Here is a 17,019-nt window from a genome sequence, read left to right on the forward strand (position 1 = left end):
TCCGGCGCCACTTCAGCCAAGCAATATTCGAAGGTAGATTCATGACGGTTATCGGCGTGCTCGCGCTCCAAGGCGACTTCCGCGAACATCTCAACGCCCTGTCCGGGCTCGGGGTCAAGGCCAGCGCGGTGCGTACCGTCCAGGAGCTGGCGGCGGTCGATGCGCTGATCATCCCGGGCGGTGAATCCTCGGTGATCGACCGGCTGACGCGCAGCTACGGGCTGGCCGAACCGATCAAGGCGCGCCTGGCCGCAGGAATGCCCGCCTATGGCTCTTGCGCGGGCATGATCATGCTTGCGGACCGGCTGGACAACCCGGCGGTTTCAAGTATCGGGTTGCAGCAGCAGACCCTGGGCGGGATCGACATGCTAGTGCGCCGCAACGCCTTCGGACGACAGGTCGACTCCTTCGAATACCCGCTGGAATTCGCCGGGCACAGCCTCGATGCGGTGTTCATCCGCGCACCCGAAGCCCTCGAAGTCGGGCCCGACGTGCAGGTGCTCAGCACGGTTCCGGCCCCCGAAAGCCGCGCACAAGGTAGAATCGTTGCAGTACGCCAGGGGAATTTGTTGGCCACCAGCTTCCATCCGGAAGTTACCGGTAGCCGCGCTATCCACGAATTTTTCATTAATATCACGCGAGGAGACGCTTAAAGCATGTCAGGCCACTCCAAATGGGCAACCACTAAGCATAAGAAGGCCGCGATCGACGCCAAGCGCGCCAAGGCCTTCGCTAAGTACATCAAGGGCATCGAAGTCGCCGCTCGTGTCGGCGGCGCCGATATGGCCGGCAACCCGGCCCTGGAACTTGCGGTCAGCAAGGCGAAGAAGAATTCGGTCCCGATCAACAACATCGACCGTGCCGTCAAGCGCGGCGCCGGGCTGACCGGCGAGGTCGTCGACTACACCGAGATCATCTATGAGGCACGCGGCCCGCAGGGCTCGGCGCTGCTGATCGAGTGCCTGACCGACAACAAGAACCGCGCGGCCTCCGAGGTCCGCGTGGGCATCAACCGCAACGGCGGCTCCGTGGCCGACCCCGGCTCGGTTTCCTACCTGTTCGCCCGCAAGGGCGTCGTCCGCCTGCCCAAGGGCGAGCTGACCGAGGATGACCTGCTGATGGTGGTGCTCGATGCCGGCGCCGACGAGATCCTGGACGAAGAGGAGAACTTCGCCATCGTCTGCGATCCCTCGGATCTGCGTGCCGTGGCCGCGGCTTTGGACGAAGCCGAGATCGCCTACGAAACCGACGAGATGGAATTCATCCCGTCGATGAAGGTGGACCTGGACGTCGAAGGGGCGCGCAAGTTCCTGCACCTGTACGACGCGCTGGAAGAGCTCGATGACGTGCAGAGCGTCTACACCAACGCCGATCTCTCCGACGAGGTCCGCGCGGCCCTCGACGAAGAGAACTAAGCACCGGCTTGGCCCTGCGCATCGTAGGCGTCGACCCCGGCCTGACCCGTTGCGGGCTGGCCGCGGTCGACGTCGCCGCCAACCGGCAGGTTGAACTGGTTGGCTTCACCGTGGCCGGCACCCCGACGGGCACTCCGCTGGACGCGCGCCTGCTGGCCATCGCCGAGGCGATCGACGCCTGGCTCGAACTGCACCAGCCCGACGTGCTCGCCTTGGAACGCGTCTTCGCTTCGGCGAACGTGTCCACGGTGATAGGTACCGCCCAGGTGACCGGCATCGTGATTCTCGCCGCGGCTCGCCGCGGCATTCCCGTGGCTCTGCACACCCCGACCGAGGTGAAGGCCGCGGTCACCGGCAGCGGCCAGGCCACCAAGGTTGCCATCGGCAAGATGGTCGCAAAGATCTGCCGGCTCGACGAGCCGCCCAAGCCCGCCGATGCCGCCGATGCGGTGGCCCTGGCCATCGCCCACGGGTGGCGTGGTGCGGCGGTCGGGTCCAACGCCTCGGCCTCGGCCACCGCCGGGCGGGTCGGTTCGAACCAGCTCACCGCCGCCCAGCAGGCGTGGATCGCCGCCGAAGCCTCTTCGAAGCGCCGGGCAACCCGCCGCTAATCGCCATTCGTAGGTATCTTCGATAAGCTGGGATCGTTCGAACATATTTTTGAGGAGTGGCATGATCAGCTCACTGACCGGCACGGTCCAGGCGGCAACCCTGAATTCCGCGGTTATCAACGTCAACGGCTTCGGCATGCTCGTGCACGCCACCCCCGCCACGCTGTCCACCCTGCACCTGGGCCGCGAGGCCACCGTGCACACCTCGATGGTGGTGCGCGAGGACTCGATGACCCTTTTCGGTTTTGCCACGCCCGATGAACGCGAGGTCTTCGAGGTGCTCATCGGCATCTCGGGCATCGGCCCGCGCACCGGATTGGCGATCCTGGCGGTTCACACCCCCGAAGAGGTCCGCATCGCGGCGAACACCAAGGACACCGCCGCCTTCACCAAGGTCTCCGGCATCGGACCGAAGGGCGCCAGCCGCATCGTGCTGGAGCTGAACGGAAAACTCGTACCCACCGGAGTGGATGCCGCTCTGGGCCGCCCGGGCACCGCCTCGGTGTGGGAGCCGCAGGTTATCGAGGCACTCACCGGCTTGGGCTGGACCGAAAAGGATGCCCAGTCCACGCTCACGGCGCTGGGCAAGGCGAACCCAGAGGTTGTCGAAACCGGCAACGTCTCCGAAATTCTGCGTGCGGCCCTGCGCAGCATGTCCACCGGCGCCCGCGCCCGATAGGATGGCCCCGTGAATGAGTCCACGCAGCTGACAAACGCCGGAAGCGAACCGGAAGAACGGGTGATCGAGGCCGCCCTGCGCCCGCGGAACCTGGATGACTTCGTCGGCCAGGGGCGGGTGCGCCAGCAGCTGTCGCTGGTGTTGGAAGCGGCAAAAATCCGCGAGCGAACCGCCGACCACGTGCTGCTCTCCGGACCTCCGGGGCTGGGCAAGACCACGCTGTCGATGATCATCGCCGCCGAAATGAACGCCCCGCTGCGCATTTCCTCCGGCCCTGCCATCCAGCACGCCGGCGACCTCGCCGCGATCCTCTCCTCGCTCACCGAGGGGGAGGTGCTCTTCCTGGATGAAATCCACCGCATGTCCCGTCCGGCCGAAGAGATGCTCTACATGGCGATGGAAGATTTCCGTGTGGACATCATCGTCGGCAAGGGGGCCGGAGCCACCGCGATCCCGCTGGAAATTCCACCGTTCACCCTCGTGGGTGCGACCACGCGCGCCGGGCTGCTGCCCGGGCCGTTGCGTGACCGCTTCGGCTTCACCGGGCATCTGGAATTTTATGCGGTCGAAGAATTGGAGCTGGTGCTGCGCCGCTCGGCGATGATGCTTGACCTGCGCGTGACCTCCTCCGCATTCAGCGAGATCGCTAGCCGTTCGCGCGGTACCCCGCGTATTGCCAACCGCCTGCTGCGCCGCGTGCGCGACTGGGCGCTGGTCAACAAGCTCGAGCAGATCGATGCCAGCGCCGCCGCCGCGGCTCTGGAAATGTATGAGGTTGACCCGATGGGGCTGGACCGGCTGGACCGTTCGGTGCTTGAAGCGCTGTGCAAGAAGTTCGGCGGCGGCCCGGTGGGGCTATCCACCTTGGCGATCGCCGTCGGAGAGGAAAGCGAGACGGTGGAAACCGTCGCCGAGCCCTTTCTGGTCCGCGAAGGCTTGATGGGGCGCACCCCGCGTGGCCGTATCGCGATGCCCGCGGCGTGGGAGCACCTGGGCCTAGTGATGCCCAAGGACGCGATTTTTGCCGGAGCCCAAAACTATGAAACCGATGTGGATTAGGTGAATAACTCTACTCTGCCCGCGTAAATGGCTAGGCGATTTGCTTTCAGCCATTAGACTGGAGACGCCCGACACATGCCCCGATTTTGGCATGCCCGGGCGTCTTAATTCTTTTAACGAATCGTTAGCAGGTATTACACGTGAATTCCCTCGTCCTTGCCCAGGCAGCCGGTGGCGGCTTCAACCCATCCATAATCCTGATGGTGGCGCTGTTCGCAGTGCTGATCATCATGATGATCCGCGGCCGCAAGAAGGTCTCCAAGCAGCAGGAAGCCCTGAAGACCAAGTCGGTTCCGGGCGCCAAGGTGATGACCAACTCGGGGATCTTCGGCACCATCATCAGCATCGATGAGCAGGATCGCGTGCTCGTCGAGGTCGCCAACGGCGTCGTGCTCACCTTGCACCGCCAGGCCATCTCCACCTTCCTGGACGCCGATGCCCCGGCCGCCCCGGCCGAAGACGCCGAGCAGGCTCCTGCCGTCGCCGAATCCCCAGAGGAAAGCCTGCGTCGTTTGAACGGCGAAGGCAAGGACGACCGCAACGCCTAAGGCAGGCACCATCGCGGTGGTAAACCATCACGCCACCAGTTCAAGAAAGCACAATAGATGTCATCAATTGGACCTGTAAAACAGGCACGCAAGGCGTTGCTGTGGTTACTGGTCGTCTTCATCATCGCAACCGGAGTCCTAGTTGCTGGTGTATCGACGGGCCAGACCAGTGCCGCCCCGAAGCTTGCGCTAGACCTTGAAGGCGGCACCCAGATGATCCTGGCCCCGCAGGTCAAGGGGGATGAAAGCATCAGCCAGGAGCAGCTGGACCAGGCGGTGGAGATCATCCGCCAGCGTGTAGCCGGCTCGGGTGTCTCCGAAACGGAAATCACCACCCAGTCCGGGCGCAACGTCGTCGTTTCGATGCCCGGTACCCCGGACGCCGAAACCCGCGAGCTGATCCAGGCTTCGGCCAATATGGAATTCCGCCCGGTGTTGATCACCGGTTCCTTCGAGGCTACGCCCGAGGAGCAGCGCACCGCCGAGGCGGACGTGCCAGAACCAAATGGCGATCCGGAGAACCCTTCGGACACCAACTGGATCAGCAAAGAGATCTACAAAGAGTTCGAAGCCTATGACTGCCCCACGGTGCTCGCGGAGCGTGAAACCACCGAGCAGGATCCTACTAAGCCCACGATCTCCTGCGACCCGCGCCAGGGTGTGAAGTACATCCTCGGCCCGCAGGAAATTCCGGGTGACCAGATTTCCGATGCCTACGCCAATCTGGCGCGCGGCGTGCAGGGTGCGGTCACCGGCGAATGGGTCGTGGTCATCGAGTTCAACAAGCAGGGTGCCGAAACCTTCGCGGAAACCACCCAGCGCCTGATTGCATTGCAGGGTTCGCAGAACCAGTTCGCGATCGTGCTCGATGGAACGGTGATCTCCGCTCCGACCACCAACGCGGTGATCTCCGATGGCCGCCCGCAGATTTCCGGCGGCTTCACCGAAGAATCCTCCCAGGCGCTGGCTCAGCAGCTGAAGTACGGCGCACTGCCGATCAGCTTCGAGATCCAGTCCGAGCAGCAGGTTTCCGCCACCCTCGGTAGCGACCAGCTCAAGGCCGGCCTCATCGCCGGCGTCATCGGCCTGGTCCTGGTGTTCATCTACTCGCTCTTCCAATACCGCGCACTGGGCCTGGTGACGATCTTGTCGCTGCTGGTTTCCGGCGTGCTCACCTATCTGGCGATCGTGCTGCTTGGCTGGGCGATGAATTATCGCCTGTCGCTGGCCGGTGTGGCGGGTCTGATCGTCGCGATCGGTTTGATCGCGGACTCCTTCATCGTGTACTTCGAACGTGTGCGCGATGAGTTGCGCGATGGCCGTTCGCTGGCCAGCGCCGTGGACGTGGGCTGGTCCCGCGCCAAGCAGACCATCCTGGCCTCCAAGGCGGTCAACGTGCTGGCCGCCGTCGTGCTCTACGTGGTGGCGGTGGGCAACGTGCGAGGCTTCGCCTTCACGCTGGGCCTGACCGCAATCATCGACCTCGTCGTCGTCTACGGTTTGACCCACCCGACGCTGATGCTGCTGGCGCGCACGAAGTTCTTCGCCGATGGGCACCGCCTCTCCGGGCTGGACCCATCCTTGCTCGGCGTGGTGCCGCTGTACCGCGGCGCCGGCCAGGTTCGCCGCTTCAACGAGAACGTTGATGCGAACCGGGGCAAGAAGAACTCCAAGGCGAGCGGCGAGGCGGCCAAGCGCATGACCATCGCCGAACGCCGCCGCGCCGAAGCAAACCGGGAGGAGAACAATGAATAAGCTCGCAGAGTGGGGCAACCAGCTCTACACCGGGAAAACGTCCTACCCGTTCACCCAGAAGCACCGCCTGTGGTTCCTGATCGCCGCGATCCTGGTGATCGCCTCGATTCTGGTCCCGGTGGCCAAGGGCGGCTTCAACCTGGGCATCGATTTCCGCGGCGGCTCGGAATTCATGGTTTCCGGAGTGCAGAATACCGACATCAGCCTCGGTGAGGAGGTGGTGAAATCCGCCGCCTCCGGTGCCGAAGCCACCGTCACCAATATCGCTCCGGGCACCATGCGCGTGCAGACCGAACGGCTCAGCGACGACCAGACCATCACGGTGGCCGGCGAGCTGGCCGAAACCTATGGTGTGGATGCCAGCGAGGTGACCAGCAACTTCATCGGCCCGACCTGGGGACAGGACGTCTCACGCCAGGCGATGCTGGGCCTGCTGGCCTTCGTGGTACTCGTCGGGTTGCTGATGGCCGCGTACTTCCGCACCTGGAAGATGTCGGTCGCCGCCATCGGGGGCCTGTTCGTGGTCATCATCATCACCGCGGGCATCTATTCGCTCTCCGGTTTTGAGATCACGCCCAGCGCGATCATCGGCTTCTTGACGATTCTGAGCTACTCGCTCTACGACACCGTGGTGGTCTTCGACAAGGTCCGCGAGAACACCAAGGACTATGACCAGCAGCAGAAGCGCACCTACCAGCAGCTGGTGAACCTCGCGGTGAACCAGACGCTGGTGCGTTCGATCAACACCTCGGTGGTGGCGGTGCTTCCGGTGGCGTCGATTCTGTTCATCGGCTCCTACCTGTTGGGTGCCGGTACGCTCAAGGACCTGTCCTTGGCGCTGTTCATCGGCATCATCATCTCCAACTTGTCCACGTTGTTCGTCCAGGCGCCGCTGTACAACTGGCTGCGCCACCGCGACGAGGACGTGCGCAAGCACACCCAGAAGCTGGAAGCGCTCGACGCTTAATCGTCCGGTCGCTTCCACCGCAGATTCCCTGCGGATCGGCTGAACGACTAGTGCCTCGGATCCACCGATCCGAGGCACTTTTTCGTCGCCGAAAAGTTCGCGTAATTAGTTGTCACCGCGCGAACGTGCTATAACGAATGAACTAAAACAATGCATGGAGCCGGCATCACGAGCTTGGCACCTAGCACCGTTATGACCGGCGACGGTGGGAAGGAGCGAGGCATGGCAAACACGCCGAACCTGAACAATTCGAAGCGGCGCTCGATCTCACGCCTAGTACGTTTTGCGGGCCGAGGAAGCACACCGAGCACCTCGCCGACATTGGAGCCGCTGCTGCGCACGGTGAAGTCCAAGCATCCCAAGGCGGATCTGGACCTGCTGATCCACGCCTACGAGGTGGCCGAGAAGCATCACGAGGGGCAGAAGCGCAAGAGCGGAGACCCCTACATCACCCACCCGGTGGCCGTAGCGACGATCCTCGCCGAAATGGGGATGACCGGTTCGATCCTCGCCGCGGCGCTGCTGCACGACACCGTGGAAGACACCGACTATTCGCTGGAATCGGTCACCAAGGAATTCTCCGAAGAGATCGCGATGCTCGTGGACGGCGTCACCAAGCTCGACAAGGTGACCTACGGGGACGCGGCCCCGGCCGAAACCGTCCGCAAAATGGTGGTCGCGATGTCCCGCGACATCCGCGTGCTGCTGATCAAACTCGCCGACCGGCTGCACAACGCGCGCACCTGGCGCTACGTGTCCCCGGAGTCCAGCTCCCGCAAGGCGAAGGAAACGCTGGAGATCTTCGCGCCGCTGGCGCATCGCCTGGGCATGAACGCGGTGAAATGGGAGCTGGAAGACCTCTCCTTCGCCGCCTTGCATCCCAAGGTGTACCAGGAGATCGTGCGCATGGTGGGGGACCGCACCCCGGAGCGCGAAAAGTACCTGGCCAGCCTCCGCGAACGGCTGAACAGCAAACTCGGCGAGCTGAACGTGCACGCCGCGGTGAGCGGGCGCCCGAAGCACTACTACTCGATCTACCAGAAGATGATCGTGCGCGGCAAGGATTTCGACGACATCCATGACCTGATGGGCGTGCGCATCACCGTCGACTCGGTGAAGGACTGCTACGGGGCGCTGGGCGTGGTGCACGCCGAATGGAATCCGCTGCCTGGACGGTTCAAGGACTACATCGCGCTGCCGAAGCTGAACCTCTACCAGTCGCTACACACCACGGTGATGGGTCCCGAGGGCAAGCCGGTAGAGATCCAGATCCGCACCCACGAGATGCATCTGCACGCCGAAAACGGGGTGGCCGCGCACTTCCAGTACAAGCACGGCGAACGCGGCGATTCGATGCTCTCCGCGGAGAAGAACATGGAATGGCTGCGCTCGTTGATGGAGTGGCAGGAAGACACCACCGACTCCGAGGAATTCCTCGACGGGTTGCGCTACACCATCAACTCCGCCGAGGTGTACGTGTTCACCCCGAAGGGCGACATCATGTCGCTGCCGGTCGGGGCCACGCCGATCGACTTCGCCTACTCCATCCACACCGATGTCGGCCACCGCACCATCGGCTCGCGGGTCAATGGCAAGCTCGTTCCGCTGCATACCGAATTGAAGCAGGGCGACGTGGTGGAGGTCTTCACCTCCAAGGCCGAGGATGCCGGTCCTTCGCAGGACTGGCAGCACTTCGTGAAGTCCCCGCGCGCCAAGGCGAAGATCCGCGCCTACTTCAGCAAGGAGCGCCGCGAAGAGGCGATCGAAAAGGGCAAGGAGCTGCTCACCAAGGAGCTGCGCCGCAATCAGCTGCCGCTGCAGCGGCTGATGACCCACGAGCTGCTGACCACGGTGGCCACGAACCTGCACCACGTGGACATCTCGGCGCTCTACCAGTCAGTGGGCGACGGGCATACCAGTGCGCAGAACGTCATCGAGCATCTGGTGGCGCTCACCGGCCCGCCAGCGGGCGAACAGGTCGACGAGGAAGCCACGGTCACTCCGAGCCTCGCCAAGCCCACCACGGGCAACGACGCGGGCGTCATCGTCCAGGGCGTGGGCGACGTGCTGGTCAAGCTGGCCCGTTGCTGCACCCCGGTGCCTCCGGATGACATCGAAGGCTTCGTCACCCGAGGTGCCGGCGTCTCGGTGCACCGCACCGACTGCCTGAACCTGGCTCAGCTGGCCCAGCAACCGGACCGGCTGGTTTCGGTCGCCTGGGCGGAGAAGCACCATGGGGTGTTCGTTGTCGAAATCCAGGTGGAGGCGCTGGACCGCAAGCAGCTGCTTTCGGATGTCACCCGGATCCTGTCCGAAAGCCACCTGAATATCCTCTCGGCCAGCGTGCAGACCAGCCGCGAACGCGTGGCGATCTCGCGCTTCTCCTTCGAGATGGGCGATCCGAAGTTCCTGAGCCACGTGCTCAACCAGGTCCGCCGCATCGATGGCGTGTACGACGTCTACCGCACCACCGCCGGCAGCCGCCGGTAAGCAGCATAAAGCGAACCCCGCCACCGCGACGCGACGTCAGCGGTGGCGGGGTTCGCTTTATGCCGCGCGCGCCTGGTAGGACTGCACCAGCCGCAACGCGCGTTCCACCGCAGGGGCGGAATCGAGCCGGGAGAGCCGTTCGCCCACGGCGGCCAGGTTCAAGAACGGATCCTCGAGCCGCTGAATCTGGTTGAACACGCTCGTCGCGATCGGCAACGGGTCGAAGCAGGCCACATCGCACACGGTGCGCAGCAATCCGGTGAGCTTCACCCGCTTGCGGTTCACCAGATCAGCCTCCTCGATCGGCAACTGCACAAATTCGAAGCTCAGCGAATTTCCGGGGCGGTAGGGCCGATGGTAGGCATTCGAAGAGATGCAGATCGTATTCACATGGGGCAGCAGCCCATGGATCCAGGCCGCTGTCTGCTGGCAGAACACGTCGGTCCTGCCCAGTTGGCGGCCGGCGAGGAACGCGGCGATAGCGGCGCGCGCGCTCGAATCATAACGGAACCTGGTCTCCACAAAGCACCCGCCAATGGATTCGCGCAGCAGCCCATGGGTTTCCATGGCGCCGAGCTCATTGCGGGTGAAGGGTTCGCCGACGATGAACAGGTCTTCGGGGATACGCAACGCGGCGACGCGCTGTCTCGTAGCTTTCTCCATGAAGCTACTGAACCAGCAAGCGCCGCCGCGTAGGGGGTGTTCTGCCGAACTGTGGATTCTAGTCCAGGTCGGCTGCCGACTTCTCCAGGGTGTTCAACCACATCTGGCGGGCGTCCAAGGCCTCCTGGGCCTTGGCAATGCGCTTGGCATTGCCCTGCTTCTTCGCCGCTTCAAGATCCGCTTCGAGAGCCGCGATGGTCTCCTGCAGCTGGGTGAGCATCGAATTCGAGCGGGCCTTGGTCTCCGGGTTGGAACGGCGCCACTGCTCGTCTTCGGCGCCCTTGACGCCCTCTTCGACCTGGCGCAGCGCCGATTCGACACGCTGCAGATCCGCGCGCGGAACCTTGCCTGCCTCTTCCCAGCGGCCGCGGATGACGTCGAGCTTCTGCTTGGTGATGGCCAGATCCTTCACCGGCAGCAGCGCGCGGGCCTCTTCGAGCAGGGCCTCCTTCACCACGAGGTTCTGCGCGTATTCGGCGTCGACCTTCGCGTTTTCGGCGGCGCGGGCCTGGAAGAACACATCCTGTGCGGCTCGGAAGCGGCTCCAGAGCGCGTCGTCGTCCTTGCGCGAGGCGCGGCGGGACTTCTTCCACTCGTCCATCAGCTTGCGGTACTCGGCGGCGGTTCCCGCCCAGTCGGTGGAGCTCGCGAGCGCCTCGGCGCGCGCGATCAGCTCTTCCTTAACGGTTTTGGCCTGCGCGTTGGTCGCGTCCAGCTGGGAGAAGTAGGCGCGGCGGTGCCGGTCGAAGGTGGTGCGGGCGGCGCGGAAACGCTTCCACAGGGCATCTTCGGTGGCGCGCGGCAACCGCACGGAAGAACGCTGGGTTTCCTTCCACGTGTCGAACAGCTCGTTCATCTCGGAGGACGCGGTCTTCCACTGGATCTGCTCGGGACGCTTCCCGGCCAGTGCCTCGGCCTGCTCGACGAGTCCTTCGCGGACCTTGAGCTGCTCGGCGCGAGCGGCCTCATTTGCCTGGCGCTGCGCGGCGGACAGGGTGCTCACCGCACCGCGCAAAGACTCGATGCGGGCCTCGATGGCGCGGATGTCGCCGACCAGGTGGCGTTCGGCCACGGTCGCTGCGAGGGTGTCGAGGGTTTTGGGCATGTCGCCGCTGGGCGCCTTGGCCGCGACGCGCTGTTCGAGCAGCATCAGCTGCGAGACGACGTCATCGTACTTGCGCACGAAGTAGGCCAAGGCCTCTTCTTCGCTGGCGTCCGGGTACTGCCCGACCGGATGCTCGGTGCCGTCGATGATGACAAACACGTGGCCATCGTCGGTCACACGGGCAAATTTGGCCGCTTCTTCGAGGGGAGTGCTGTGGTCGACGGGCTGAGCCACTACCGGCTTTGCCACTGGCTTATGGGCCTGTGGCAAGGGGATGTTCGGGCTGTCGTCGGATTTCTGACTGGTGGTCACCGCTGAAACTCTTTCGCTTTACTGTTCGCTTGCTAGAGGTAACTCTACCTGTGACCTCCGTTTCTTAGTAAGCCGACGTGCACAGTATTCCAATGTGTTGCGTCGTAGGATAGATGGGCAACCATTTTGTACTAAGGAGTTTCATGGCACGCAAGGCCTCATTATCAGGTTTCCCCGAATGGCTTCCGGCCGAGCGGGCCGTCGAACAGCATGTGCTGGACACCTTGCGTCGCACCTTCGAACTCCATGGCTTCGCCAATATCGAAACGCGCGCGGTGGAAACCCGCGGGCAGCTGCTGCGCAAGGGCGAAATCGACAAGGAAGTCTACGGGCTTTCCCGGCTGGCCGCCGAAGCCGAGGACAAGAACGACCCCAACGCGCTGGCGCTGCACTTCGATCTGACCGTGCCCTTCGCCCGCTACGTGGTGGAAAACGCCGGGCACCTGGCCTTCCCGTTCCGCCGCTACCAGATGCAGAAGGTCTGGCGCGGCGAGCGTCCGCAGGACGGGCGCTTCCGCGAATTCACCCAGGCGGATATCGACGTCGTCGGCGAGGGCAGCTTGCCCTTCAGCTACGATGTGGAGCTCGCGCTGACCATTGCGGACGCGCTCTCCGCCTTGCCCATCGGCGACTTCCGGCTGCGCGTGAACAACCGCAAGCTGGCCGAGGGCTTCTACCGCGGGCTGGGCCTGGCAGACCCGGACGCGGTGCTGCGCGCCATCGACAAGCTGGAGAAGATCGGCGAAGACGGCGTCGCGAAGATCCTGGTCACCGAGGTCGGGGCCAGCGAAGAGCAGGCCCGTGCCGCGCTGGCGCTGGCGGCGATCCGCACCCTGGACACCGGCTTCGTCGCCCAGGTGCGCGCGCTGGGCGTGGAGCACGAATTGCTGGACACCGGGCTCGATGAGCTCGCCCAGGTCATCGACGCCGCCTCGAAGCGTGCCCCGGGCAAGGTGCTGGCGGACCTGTCCATCGCCCGCGGCCTGGATTACTACACCGGCACCGTCTATGAGACGGTGCTCGTCGGGCACGAGTCCCTCGGCTCGATCTGCTCCGGCGGACGCTACGAGTCGCTGGCCTCGAAGGGCAAGAAGAACTACCCGGGGGTGGGCCTGTCCATCGGCGTCACCCGGCTGATCTCGCGCATCCTCGCCGAGGAGCTGGCCAGCGCCGCGCGCGCCGTGCCCTCGGTGGTATATGTCACCTTGGCCAACGCCGATTCCTGGCACCAGGCCCAAGACGTCGCCTCCGCGCTGCGTGCCCGCGGCATTGCCTGCGAGGTCGCCTCCAGCGCCGAGAAGTTCGGCAAGCAGATCAAGTACGCTGACCGCCGCGGGATTCCGTTCGTCTGGTTCACCCAGGAGGACGGCACCCACGAGGTGAAGGACATCCGCTCCGGCGAGCAGCTCAGCGCGGATGCCGCCAGCTGGACGCCGCCGGCCGAAGATCTGCACAACACCGTCAACTAGCAACGGTGCACTAAACTCGTCATCGAGAAGAACTGAAGAGATTTCACGTCTCAACCGACCGAAAGGATCGTAGTGCTACGCACTCATCAGCTGGGCGAACTCCGCGCCGAGCACATTGGACAGCAGGTCACCCTCACCGGTTGGGTCGCGCGTCGACGCGACCACGGTGGTGTGGCGTTCCTCGATTTGCGCGACGCCTCCGGCTTCGCCCAGATTGTGGTGCGCGACGAAGAGGACTTCCACCCGCTGCGCAATGAATTCGTGCTGCAGGTCAAGGGCAAGGTTGAGCGTCGCCCGGAAGGCAACGAGAACCCGAACCTGCCAAGCGGTGAGATCGAGGTGATTGCCGATGAGGTCATCGTGTTGAACACCGCCGCGGCGCTGCCTTTCCAGATCGATGAGCACGTCGAGGTCGGCGAGGAGGCGCGGCTGCGCCACCGCTACCTGGATTTGCGCCGTCCGACCCCGTCGCGCAACCTGCGTCTGCGTTCCGAGGTCAACCGTGCCGCGCGCAACCTGCTGCACGACGAGGGCTTCGTCGAGATCGAAACCCCGACGCTGACCCGCTCCACTCCGGAAGGCGCCCGCGACTTCGTCGTGCCCGCCCGCCTGAGCCCGGGCGCCTGGTACGCGCTGCCGCAGTCCCCGCAGCTGTTCAAGCAGCTCTTGCAGGTCGGCGGCTTCGAGAAGTACTACCAGATCGCGCGCTGCTACCGCGATGAGGACTTCCGTGCGGACCGCCAGCCGGAATTCACCCAGCTGGATATCGAGGCTTCCTTCGTCGAGGAAGATGACATCATCGAGCTCGGCGAGAAGCTGGTCAAGGAAATCTGGTCGTTGATCGACGTTGAGATCCCGACCCCGATCCGCCGCATGACCTACGCCGACGCGATGTCCAACTACGGTTCGGACAAGCCGGATCTGCGCTTCGGCCTGGAACTGACCGAGATGACCGAGTACTTCGCGAACACTTCCTTCAAGGTGTTCCAGTCCGCCTACGTCGGCTCCGTGGTCATGCCAGGTGGCGCCGCGCAGCCGCGCCGCACCCTGGATGCCTGGCAGGAATTCGCCAAGCAGCGCGGCGCGAAGGGACTTGCCTACGTGCTGCTGAAGGAAGACGGCGAGCTGGCCGGCCCGGTGGCGAAGAACCTCTCCGATGAGGAGAAGGCCGGACTGGCCGAGGCCACCGGCGCGAAGCCCGGTGACTGCATCTTCTTCTCCGCCGGCGACAAGGCCGAGTCCCGGGCGCTGCTCGGTGCGGTGCGCGTGGAGATCGGGCACCGCACCGGGTTGATCAAGGACGGCGACTGGGCGTTTGTGTGGATCGTTGATGCGCCGATGTTCGAGCCAGCCTCCGCGGCCGTCGCTTCCGGCGACGTGGCGGTGGGCGCCGGCGCCTGGACCGCAGTGCACCACGCCTTCACCAGCCCGAAGCCAGAGTTCATGGACACCTTCGATACGGATCCGGGCTCGGCCCTATCCTACGCCTACGACATCGTCTGCAACGGCAACGAAATCGGCGGCGGCTCGATCCGTATCCACCAGCGCGACGTGCAGGAACGTGTCTTCAAGCTGATGGGCGTGTCCGACGAGCAGGCGCAGACCCAGTTCGGCTTCCTGCTGGAGGGCTTCAAATTCGGCGCCCCACCGCATGGCGGCATCGCCCTGGGCTGGGACCGCGTGCTGCAGCTGCTCACCGGTTCCGAGTCGATCCGCGACGTCATCGCCTTCCCGAAGACCGGTGGCGGTTTCGATCCGCTGACTGCCGCTCCTGCACCGATCACCCCGGCGCAGCGCAAGGAAGCCGGCATCGACTTCAAGCCGGAGAAGAAGAAGGCCGAGGCCCCGGTGGCCGAAGCCGCTAAATAGGTTCATAGCTCAAGTTCGCGGCCGCTAACCGCAAGGAGCAGGTTGAAGCGATTATTCGTTTCATCCTGCTCCTTTCTTGTTTTCGAACAGCCGCAACGTCATTGGACACGGGATAATTTTTGAACTAGGTTGAATTTTGACCTAGTTATCTGAAGGCAGTTCGGAGCAGCCAATGTCCCCGGAATCTCCCAGTGGAGTCATCGAAGAGTACCCAGAAGCAGACCGCTCATGGGCCCAAACTTTCCTGGTTTCCATCGCTTGGAACGACCTCTCCAACGAGCAATGCCGCAACGAGCTGCGCAATCAGCTTGCTGCCGTGCACGATAGCGGTACCGGTGCCGACGAACTGTTTGGCGATCCGTGGAAATACGGCGTGCAACGTGCCCAAGCAATGCTTACGCCCCAGCAGCGGGCCAACGCAGAGCTCACGGTGCAGACCGGCACCGCGCTGCTGACCGTCGTTGGCATGCTGGCCGGGCTGATCTGCGTGGGCTTCGGCCTATGGATTGGCTTCCGCGACGGATGGGCGAATTATTCATGGCACTACTGGCAGCTGGCGGCCCTGGCCGGAGGGGTTGGCATTGCCGCTTCGGCCCACCTTTGGTGGTTCTACCGCTTGAAGGGGCGTTTCGAAGCTTCCTGGCTGATCGGTATTTCCGGGTGCCTGGCAAGCATCGCCGCGGCTATCGGGATCGCCGTCCTTGGCGGCGAAGGCCACCTGCCGGTGCCAAATTGGCTGGCGCCGCTCCTTGGGGCGGCGGCAACGCTCGGCTCCTGGTTCCTGCCCTTCACCAGGGATGAGGAAAAACCCTCGACCGGCACGGCGGAAGCCCTTGATCCGAGCCTCTGGTTCGACGAGGTAGCGCGATTGCTGCGTGGCCGCTACGGAATGAACGCGAAGGAAGCCCGGGAGGCACTGGCCGCGGCACGCCAGCATGGTTCCGATCTCGGTGCGGCAGGCAACAGCGTGGACATGCTCGAAGAATTCGGGTCACCCAGCACCTTTGCCATCGGGCTAGCGGTGAACACCGAAAGTGCGCTCAAGCGGCGCTGGCTGCTCCGTCGCCTGCTGCCGCTGGCCGTCGCATGCGTCTATGGCATCAGCCTCATTCCGGAGCTGCTGGAAGCAGGGATCAGCGGTTGGAATATTTTCATCGCGATAGCATTCATGGTGTTCATCGGCATCTCGCTCTACCAGCTGCGCCGCGCCGATCGGGCGGACTACGTGCAAGCCAAGCTTGCCGAACGCCGGGCGCATGCCCAGGCGCTGCAGGAAGGCCGCGATGAGTAGCGAATTTCCCGGCTCCTGGCAGCGCGCGATGCTGCCGATGCTATTGCTTGCCGAACTGTCCGGCGGCCAAGCGCATGGCTATGCGCTGTCCAAATCCTTGCAGGAACGCGGATTCGGGCCGATCAAGGGCGCGACGCTCTATCCCGCACTGGCCAAGCTGGAAGCCTCCGGATTGCTCGGAACACGGTGGGAGGAAGGCCAAGGCGGACCGGGGCGAAAAGTCTACGAGCTCTCCGCCGCCGGCCGCTCCGAACTGCAGGCACAGCGCGCCAGCTTCGACCGGCTCGTGCACTTGGTCCGGGGCACGGGCCGCTAGGCCAGCTCTGCCGAATCCACGATCACCGTGAACGGGCCGGAATTTGTGAGGTTGACCTCCATCATCGCGCCGAACACCCCGGTCTCCACGCGGGCGCCAAGCTCACGCAGGTAGTCCACGAAGTATTCGTAGAGCGGTTCGCTGTGCGCGCCGGGCGCCGCCGCCGACCAGGAGGGGCGCCGTCCCTTGCGCACCGAGGCGTAGAGCGTGAACTGGCTGATCACCAGCAACGGAGCGCCAAGCGATTCGCAGCTGGCCTCATCCTCCAAGATGCGCAGCCCGTAGATCTTCTGCGCCACCTTGCGGGCGGCAGCCTCGTTATCCTCGTGCGTGATGCCCAAGAGCACCACGAGCCCCGGGCCAGGCAGCTGCCCGACGATCGAACCGTCGACTTCGACGCTGGCCCGGCTGGCTCGTTGTAATACTGCGCGCATGTGATCCTTTCTTCGCAGCTACCAGAGTATCGGTAG

The 17,019-nt window shown here is 64.2% G+C and carries 16 protein-coding genes; 13 read left to right on the forward strand and 3 right to left on the reverse strand.

Going from position 1 to position 17,019, the window contains the following annotated elements; genetic code table 11:
- Nucleotides 1–41: 41 nt before the first annotated feature.
- From pdxT to CQ015_RS00410, 9 genes are all read left to right on the forward strand, one after another.
- Nucleotides 42–653: a pyridoxal 5'-phosphate synthase glutaminase subunit PdxT gene (gene pdxT, locus CQ015_RS00370; RefSeq protein ID WP_105569034.1), complete on the forward strand. Its 612-nt coding sequence runs from the start codon at nucleotides 42–44 to the stop codon at nucleotides 651–653.
- 3 nt (nucleotides 654–656) lie between these two features.
- On the forward strand, nucleotides 657–1,415 hold the full coding sequence (locus CQ015_RS00375) for a YebC/PmpR family DNA-binding transcriptional regulator (RefSeq protein WP_096284838.1): 759 nt from the start codon (nucleotides 657–659) through the stop codon (nucleotides 1,413–1,415).
- A gap of 8 nt (nucleotides 1,416–1,423) precedes the next feature.
- The gene (locus CQ015_RS00380) at nucleotides 1,424–2,026 is read left to right on the forward strand and encodes a crossover junction endodeoxyribonuclease RuvC (RefSeq protein WP_105569035.1); all 603 of its coding nucleotides are present in this window, start codon (nucleotides 1,424–1,426) and stop codon (nucleotides 2,024–2,026) included.
- A 61-nt stretch (nucleotides 2,027–2,087) separates the two neighbouring features.
- Nucleotides 2,088–2,705 carry a Holliday junction branch migration protein RuvA gene (ruvA, locus tag CQ015_RS00385; protein WP_105649102.1) on the forward strand — a complete coding sequence of 206 codons (618 nt, stop codon included), beginning with the start codon at nucleotides 2,088–2,090 and terminating at the stop codon, nucleotides 2,703–2,705.
- Between the two features lie 9 nt (nucleotides 2,706–2,714).
- Nucleotides 2,715–3,764 (forward strand): Holliday junction branch migration DNA helicase RuvB, encoded by a 1,050-nt coding sequence (gene ruvB, locus CQ015_RS00390; protein WP_105552175.1) that lies wholly within the window; start codon nucleotides 2,715–2,717, stop codon nucleotides 3,762–3,764.
- Between the two features lie 140 nt (nucleotides 3,765–3,904).
- Entirely contained in the window at nucleotides 3,905–4,312 is a 408-nt protein-coding gene (yajC, locus tag CQ015_RS00395) for a preprotein translocase subunit YajC (protein WP_096284830.1), read from the forward strand.
- A 57-nt stretch (nucleotides 4,313–4,369) separates the two neighbouring features.
- On the forward strand, nucleotides 4,370–6,067 hold the full coding sequence (gene secD, locus CQ015_RS00400) for a protein translocase subunit SecD (protein ID WP_105649103.1): 1,698 nt from the start codon (nucleotides 4,370–4,372) through the stop codon (nucleotides 6,065–6,067).
- Complete coding sequence (secF, locus tag CQ015_RS00405) at nucleotides 6,060–7,034, forward strand: protein translocase subunit SecF (RefSeq protein WP_105552173.1); 975 nt, start codon at nucleotides 6,060–6,062, stop codon at nucleotides 7,032–7,034. Before secD ends, secF begins: the two co-directional genes overlap by 8 nt.
- Nucleotides 7,035–7,256: 222 nt before the next feature.
- Nucleotides 7,257–9,524 (forward strand): bifunctional (p)ppGpp synthetase/guanosine-3',5'-bis(diphosphate) 3'-pyrophosphohydrolase, encoded by a 2,268-nt coding sequence (locus tag CQ015_RS00410; RefSeq protein WP_105552491.1) that lies wholly within the window; start codon nucleotides 7,257–7,259, stop codon nucleotides 9,522–9,524.
- Between the two features lie 57 nt (nucleotides 9,525–9,581).
- Here the strand turns inward: CQ015_RS00410 and CQ015_RS00415 are convergent, their stop codons facing one another.
- Complete coding sequence (locus tag CQ015_RS00415) at nucleotides 9,582–10,187, reverse strand: hypothetical protein (RefSeq protein ID WP_146112400.1); 606 nt, start codon at nucleotides 10,185–10,187, stop codon at nucleotides 9,582–9,584.
- Between the two features lie 58 nt (nucleotides 10,188–10,245).
- Nucleotides 10,246–11,604, reverse strand: coding sequence for a DUF349 domain-containing protein (locus CQ015_RS00420; RefSeq protein ID WP_105569036.1), 1,359 nt, complete (start codon nucleotides 11,602–11,604; stop codon nucleotides 10,246–10,248).
- A 143-nt stretch (nucleotides 11,605–11,747) separates the two neighbouring features.
- Between CQ015_RS00420 and hisS the strand changes: the two genes are divergently transcribed.
- The 4 genes from hisS (at nucleotide 11,748) to CQ015_RS00440 (ending at nucleotide 16,549) form a co-directional block, all read left to right on the forward strand.
- Entirely contained in the window at nucleotides 11,748–13,073 is a 1,326-nt protein-coding gene (hisS, locus tag CQ015_RS00425; RefSeq protein ID WP_105649104.1) for a histidine--tRNA ligase, read from the forward strand.
- A 72-nt stretch (nucleotides 13,074–13,145) separates the two neighbouring features.
- Nucleotides 13,146–14,942 carry an aspartate--tRNA ligase gene (aspS, locus tag CQ015_RS00430; RefSeq protein WP_105552169.1) on the forward strand — a complete coding sequence of 599 codons (1,797 nt, stop codon included), beginning with the start codon at nucleotides 13,146–13,148 and terminating at the stop codon, nucleotides 14,940–14,942.
- A gap of 172 nt (nucleotides 14,943–15,114) precedes the next feature.
- Complete coding sequence (locus CQ015_RS00435) at nucleotides 15,115–16,233, forward strand: hypothetical protein (protein WP_105649105.1); 1,119 nt, start codon at nucleotides 15,115–15,117, stop codon at nucleotides 16,231–16,233.
- Nucleotides 16,226–16,549 carry a PadR family transcriptional regulator gene (locus tag CQ015_RS00440; RefSeq protein ID WP_105569039.1) on the forward strand — a complete coding sequence of 108 codons (324 nt, stop codon included), beginning with the start codon at nucleotides 16,226–16,228 and terminating at the stop codon, nucleotides 16,547–16,549. Before CQ015_RS00435 ends, CQ015_RS00440 begins: the two co-directional genes overlap by 8 nt.
- Here CQ015_RS00440 and dtd read toward each other — a convergent pair.
- Complete coding sequence (gene dtd / locus CQ015_RS00445) at nucleotides 16,546–16,983, reverse strand: D-aminoacyl-tRNA deacylase (protein ID WP_105552166.1); 438 nt, start codon at nucleotides 16,981–16,983, stop codon at nucleotides 16,546–16,548. The two genes, CQ015_RS00440 and dtd, sit on opposite strands and share 4 nt — an antisense overlap.
- Nucleotides 16,984–17,019: the final 36 nt, after the last annotated feature.

Origin of the sequence: Arthrobacter sp. MYb221 (assembly GCF_002979835.1) — a bacterium.
Lineage (GTDB): Bacteria > Actinomycetota > Actinomycetes > Actinomycetales > Micrococcaceae > Glutamicibacter.

Excerpts from the sequence above, each read along its gene's own strand:
- CQ015_RS00435 (WP_105649105.1), top strand. The coding sequence starts at position 15,115 with ATGTCCCCGGAATCTCCCAGTGGAGTCATCGAAGAGTACCCAGAAGCA.
- pdxT (WP_105569034.1), top strand. The coding sequence starts at position 42 with ATGACGGTTATCGGCGTGCTCGCGCTCCAAGGCGACTTCCGCGAACAT.
- CQ015_RS00440 (WP_105569039.1), top strand. The coding sequence starts at position 16,226 with ATGAGTAGCGAATTTCCCGGCTCCTGGCAGCGCGCGATGCTGCCGATG.
- ruvA (WP_105649102.1), top strand. The coding sequence starts at position 2,088 with ATGATCAGCTCACTGACCGGCACGGTCCAGGCGGCAACCCTGAATTCC.
- hisS (WP_105649104.1), top strand. The coding sequence starts at position 11,748 with ATGGCACGCAAGGCCTCATTATCAGGTTTCCCCGAATGGCTTCCGGCC.
- dtd (WP_105552166.1), bottom strand. The coding sequence starts at position 16,983 with ATGCGCGCAGTATTACAACGAGCCAGCCGGGCCAGCGTCGAAGTCGAC.
- CQ015_RS00410 (WP_105552491.1), top strand. The coding sequence starts at position 7,257 with ATGGCAAACACGCCGAACCTGAACAATTCGAAGCGGCGCTCGATCTCA.
- CQ015_RS00375 (WP_096284838.1), top strand. The coding sequence starts at position 657 with ATGTCAGGCCACTCCAAATGGGCAACCACTAAGCATAAGAAGGCCGCG.
- secF (WP_105552173.1), top strand. The coding sequence starts at position 6,060 with ATGAATAAGCTCGCAGAGTGGGGCAACCAGCTCTACACCGGGAAAACG.
- secD (WP_105649103.1), top strand. The coding sequence starts at position 4,370 with ATGTCATCAATTGGACCTGTAAAACAGGCACGCAAGGCGTTGCTGTGG.
- CQ015_RS00415 (WP_146112400.1), bottom strand. The coding sequence starts at position 10,187 with ATGGAGAAAGCTACGAGACAGCGCGTCGCCGCGTTGCGTATCCCCGAA.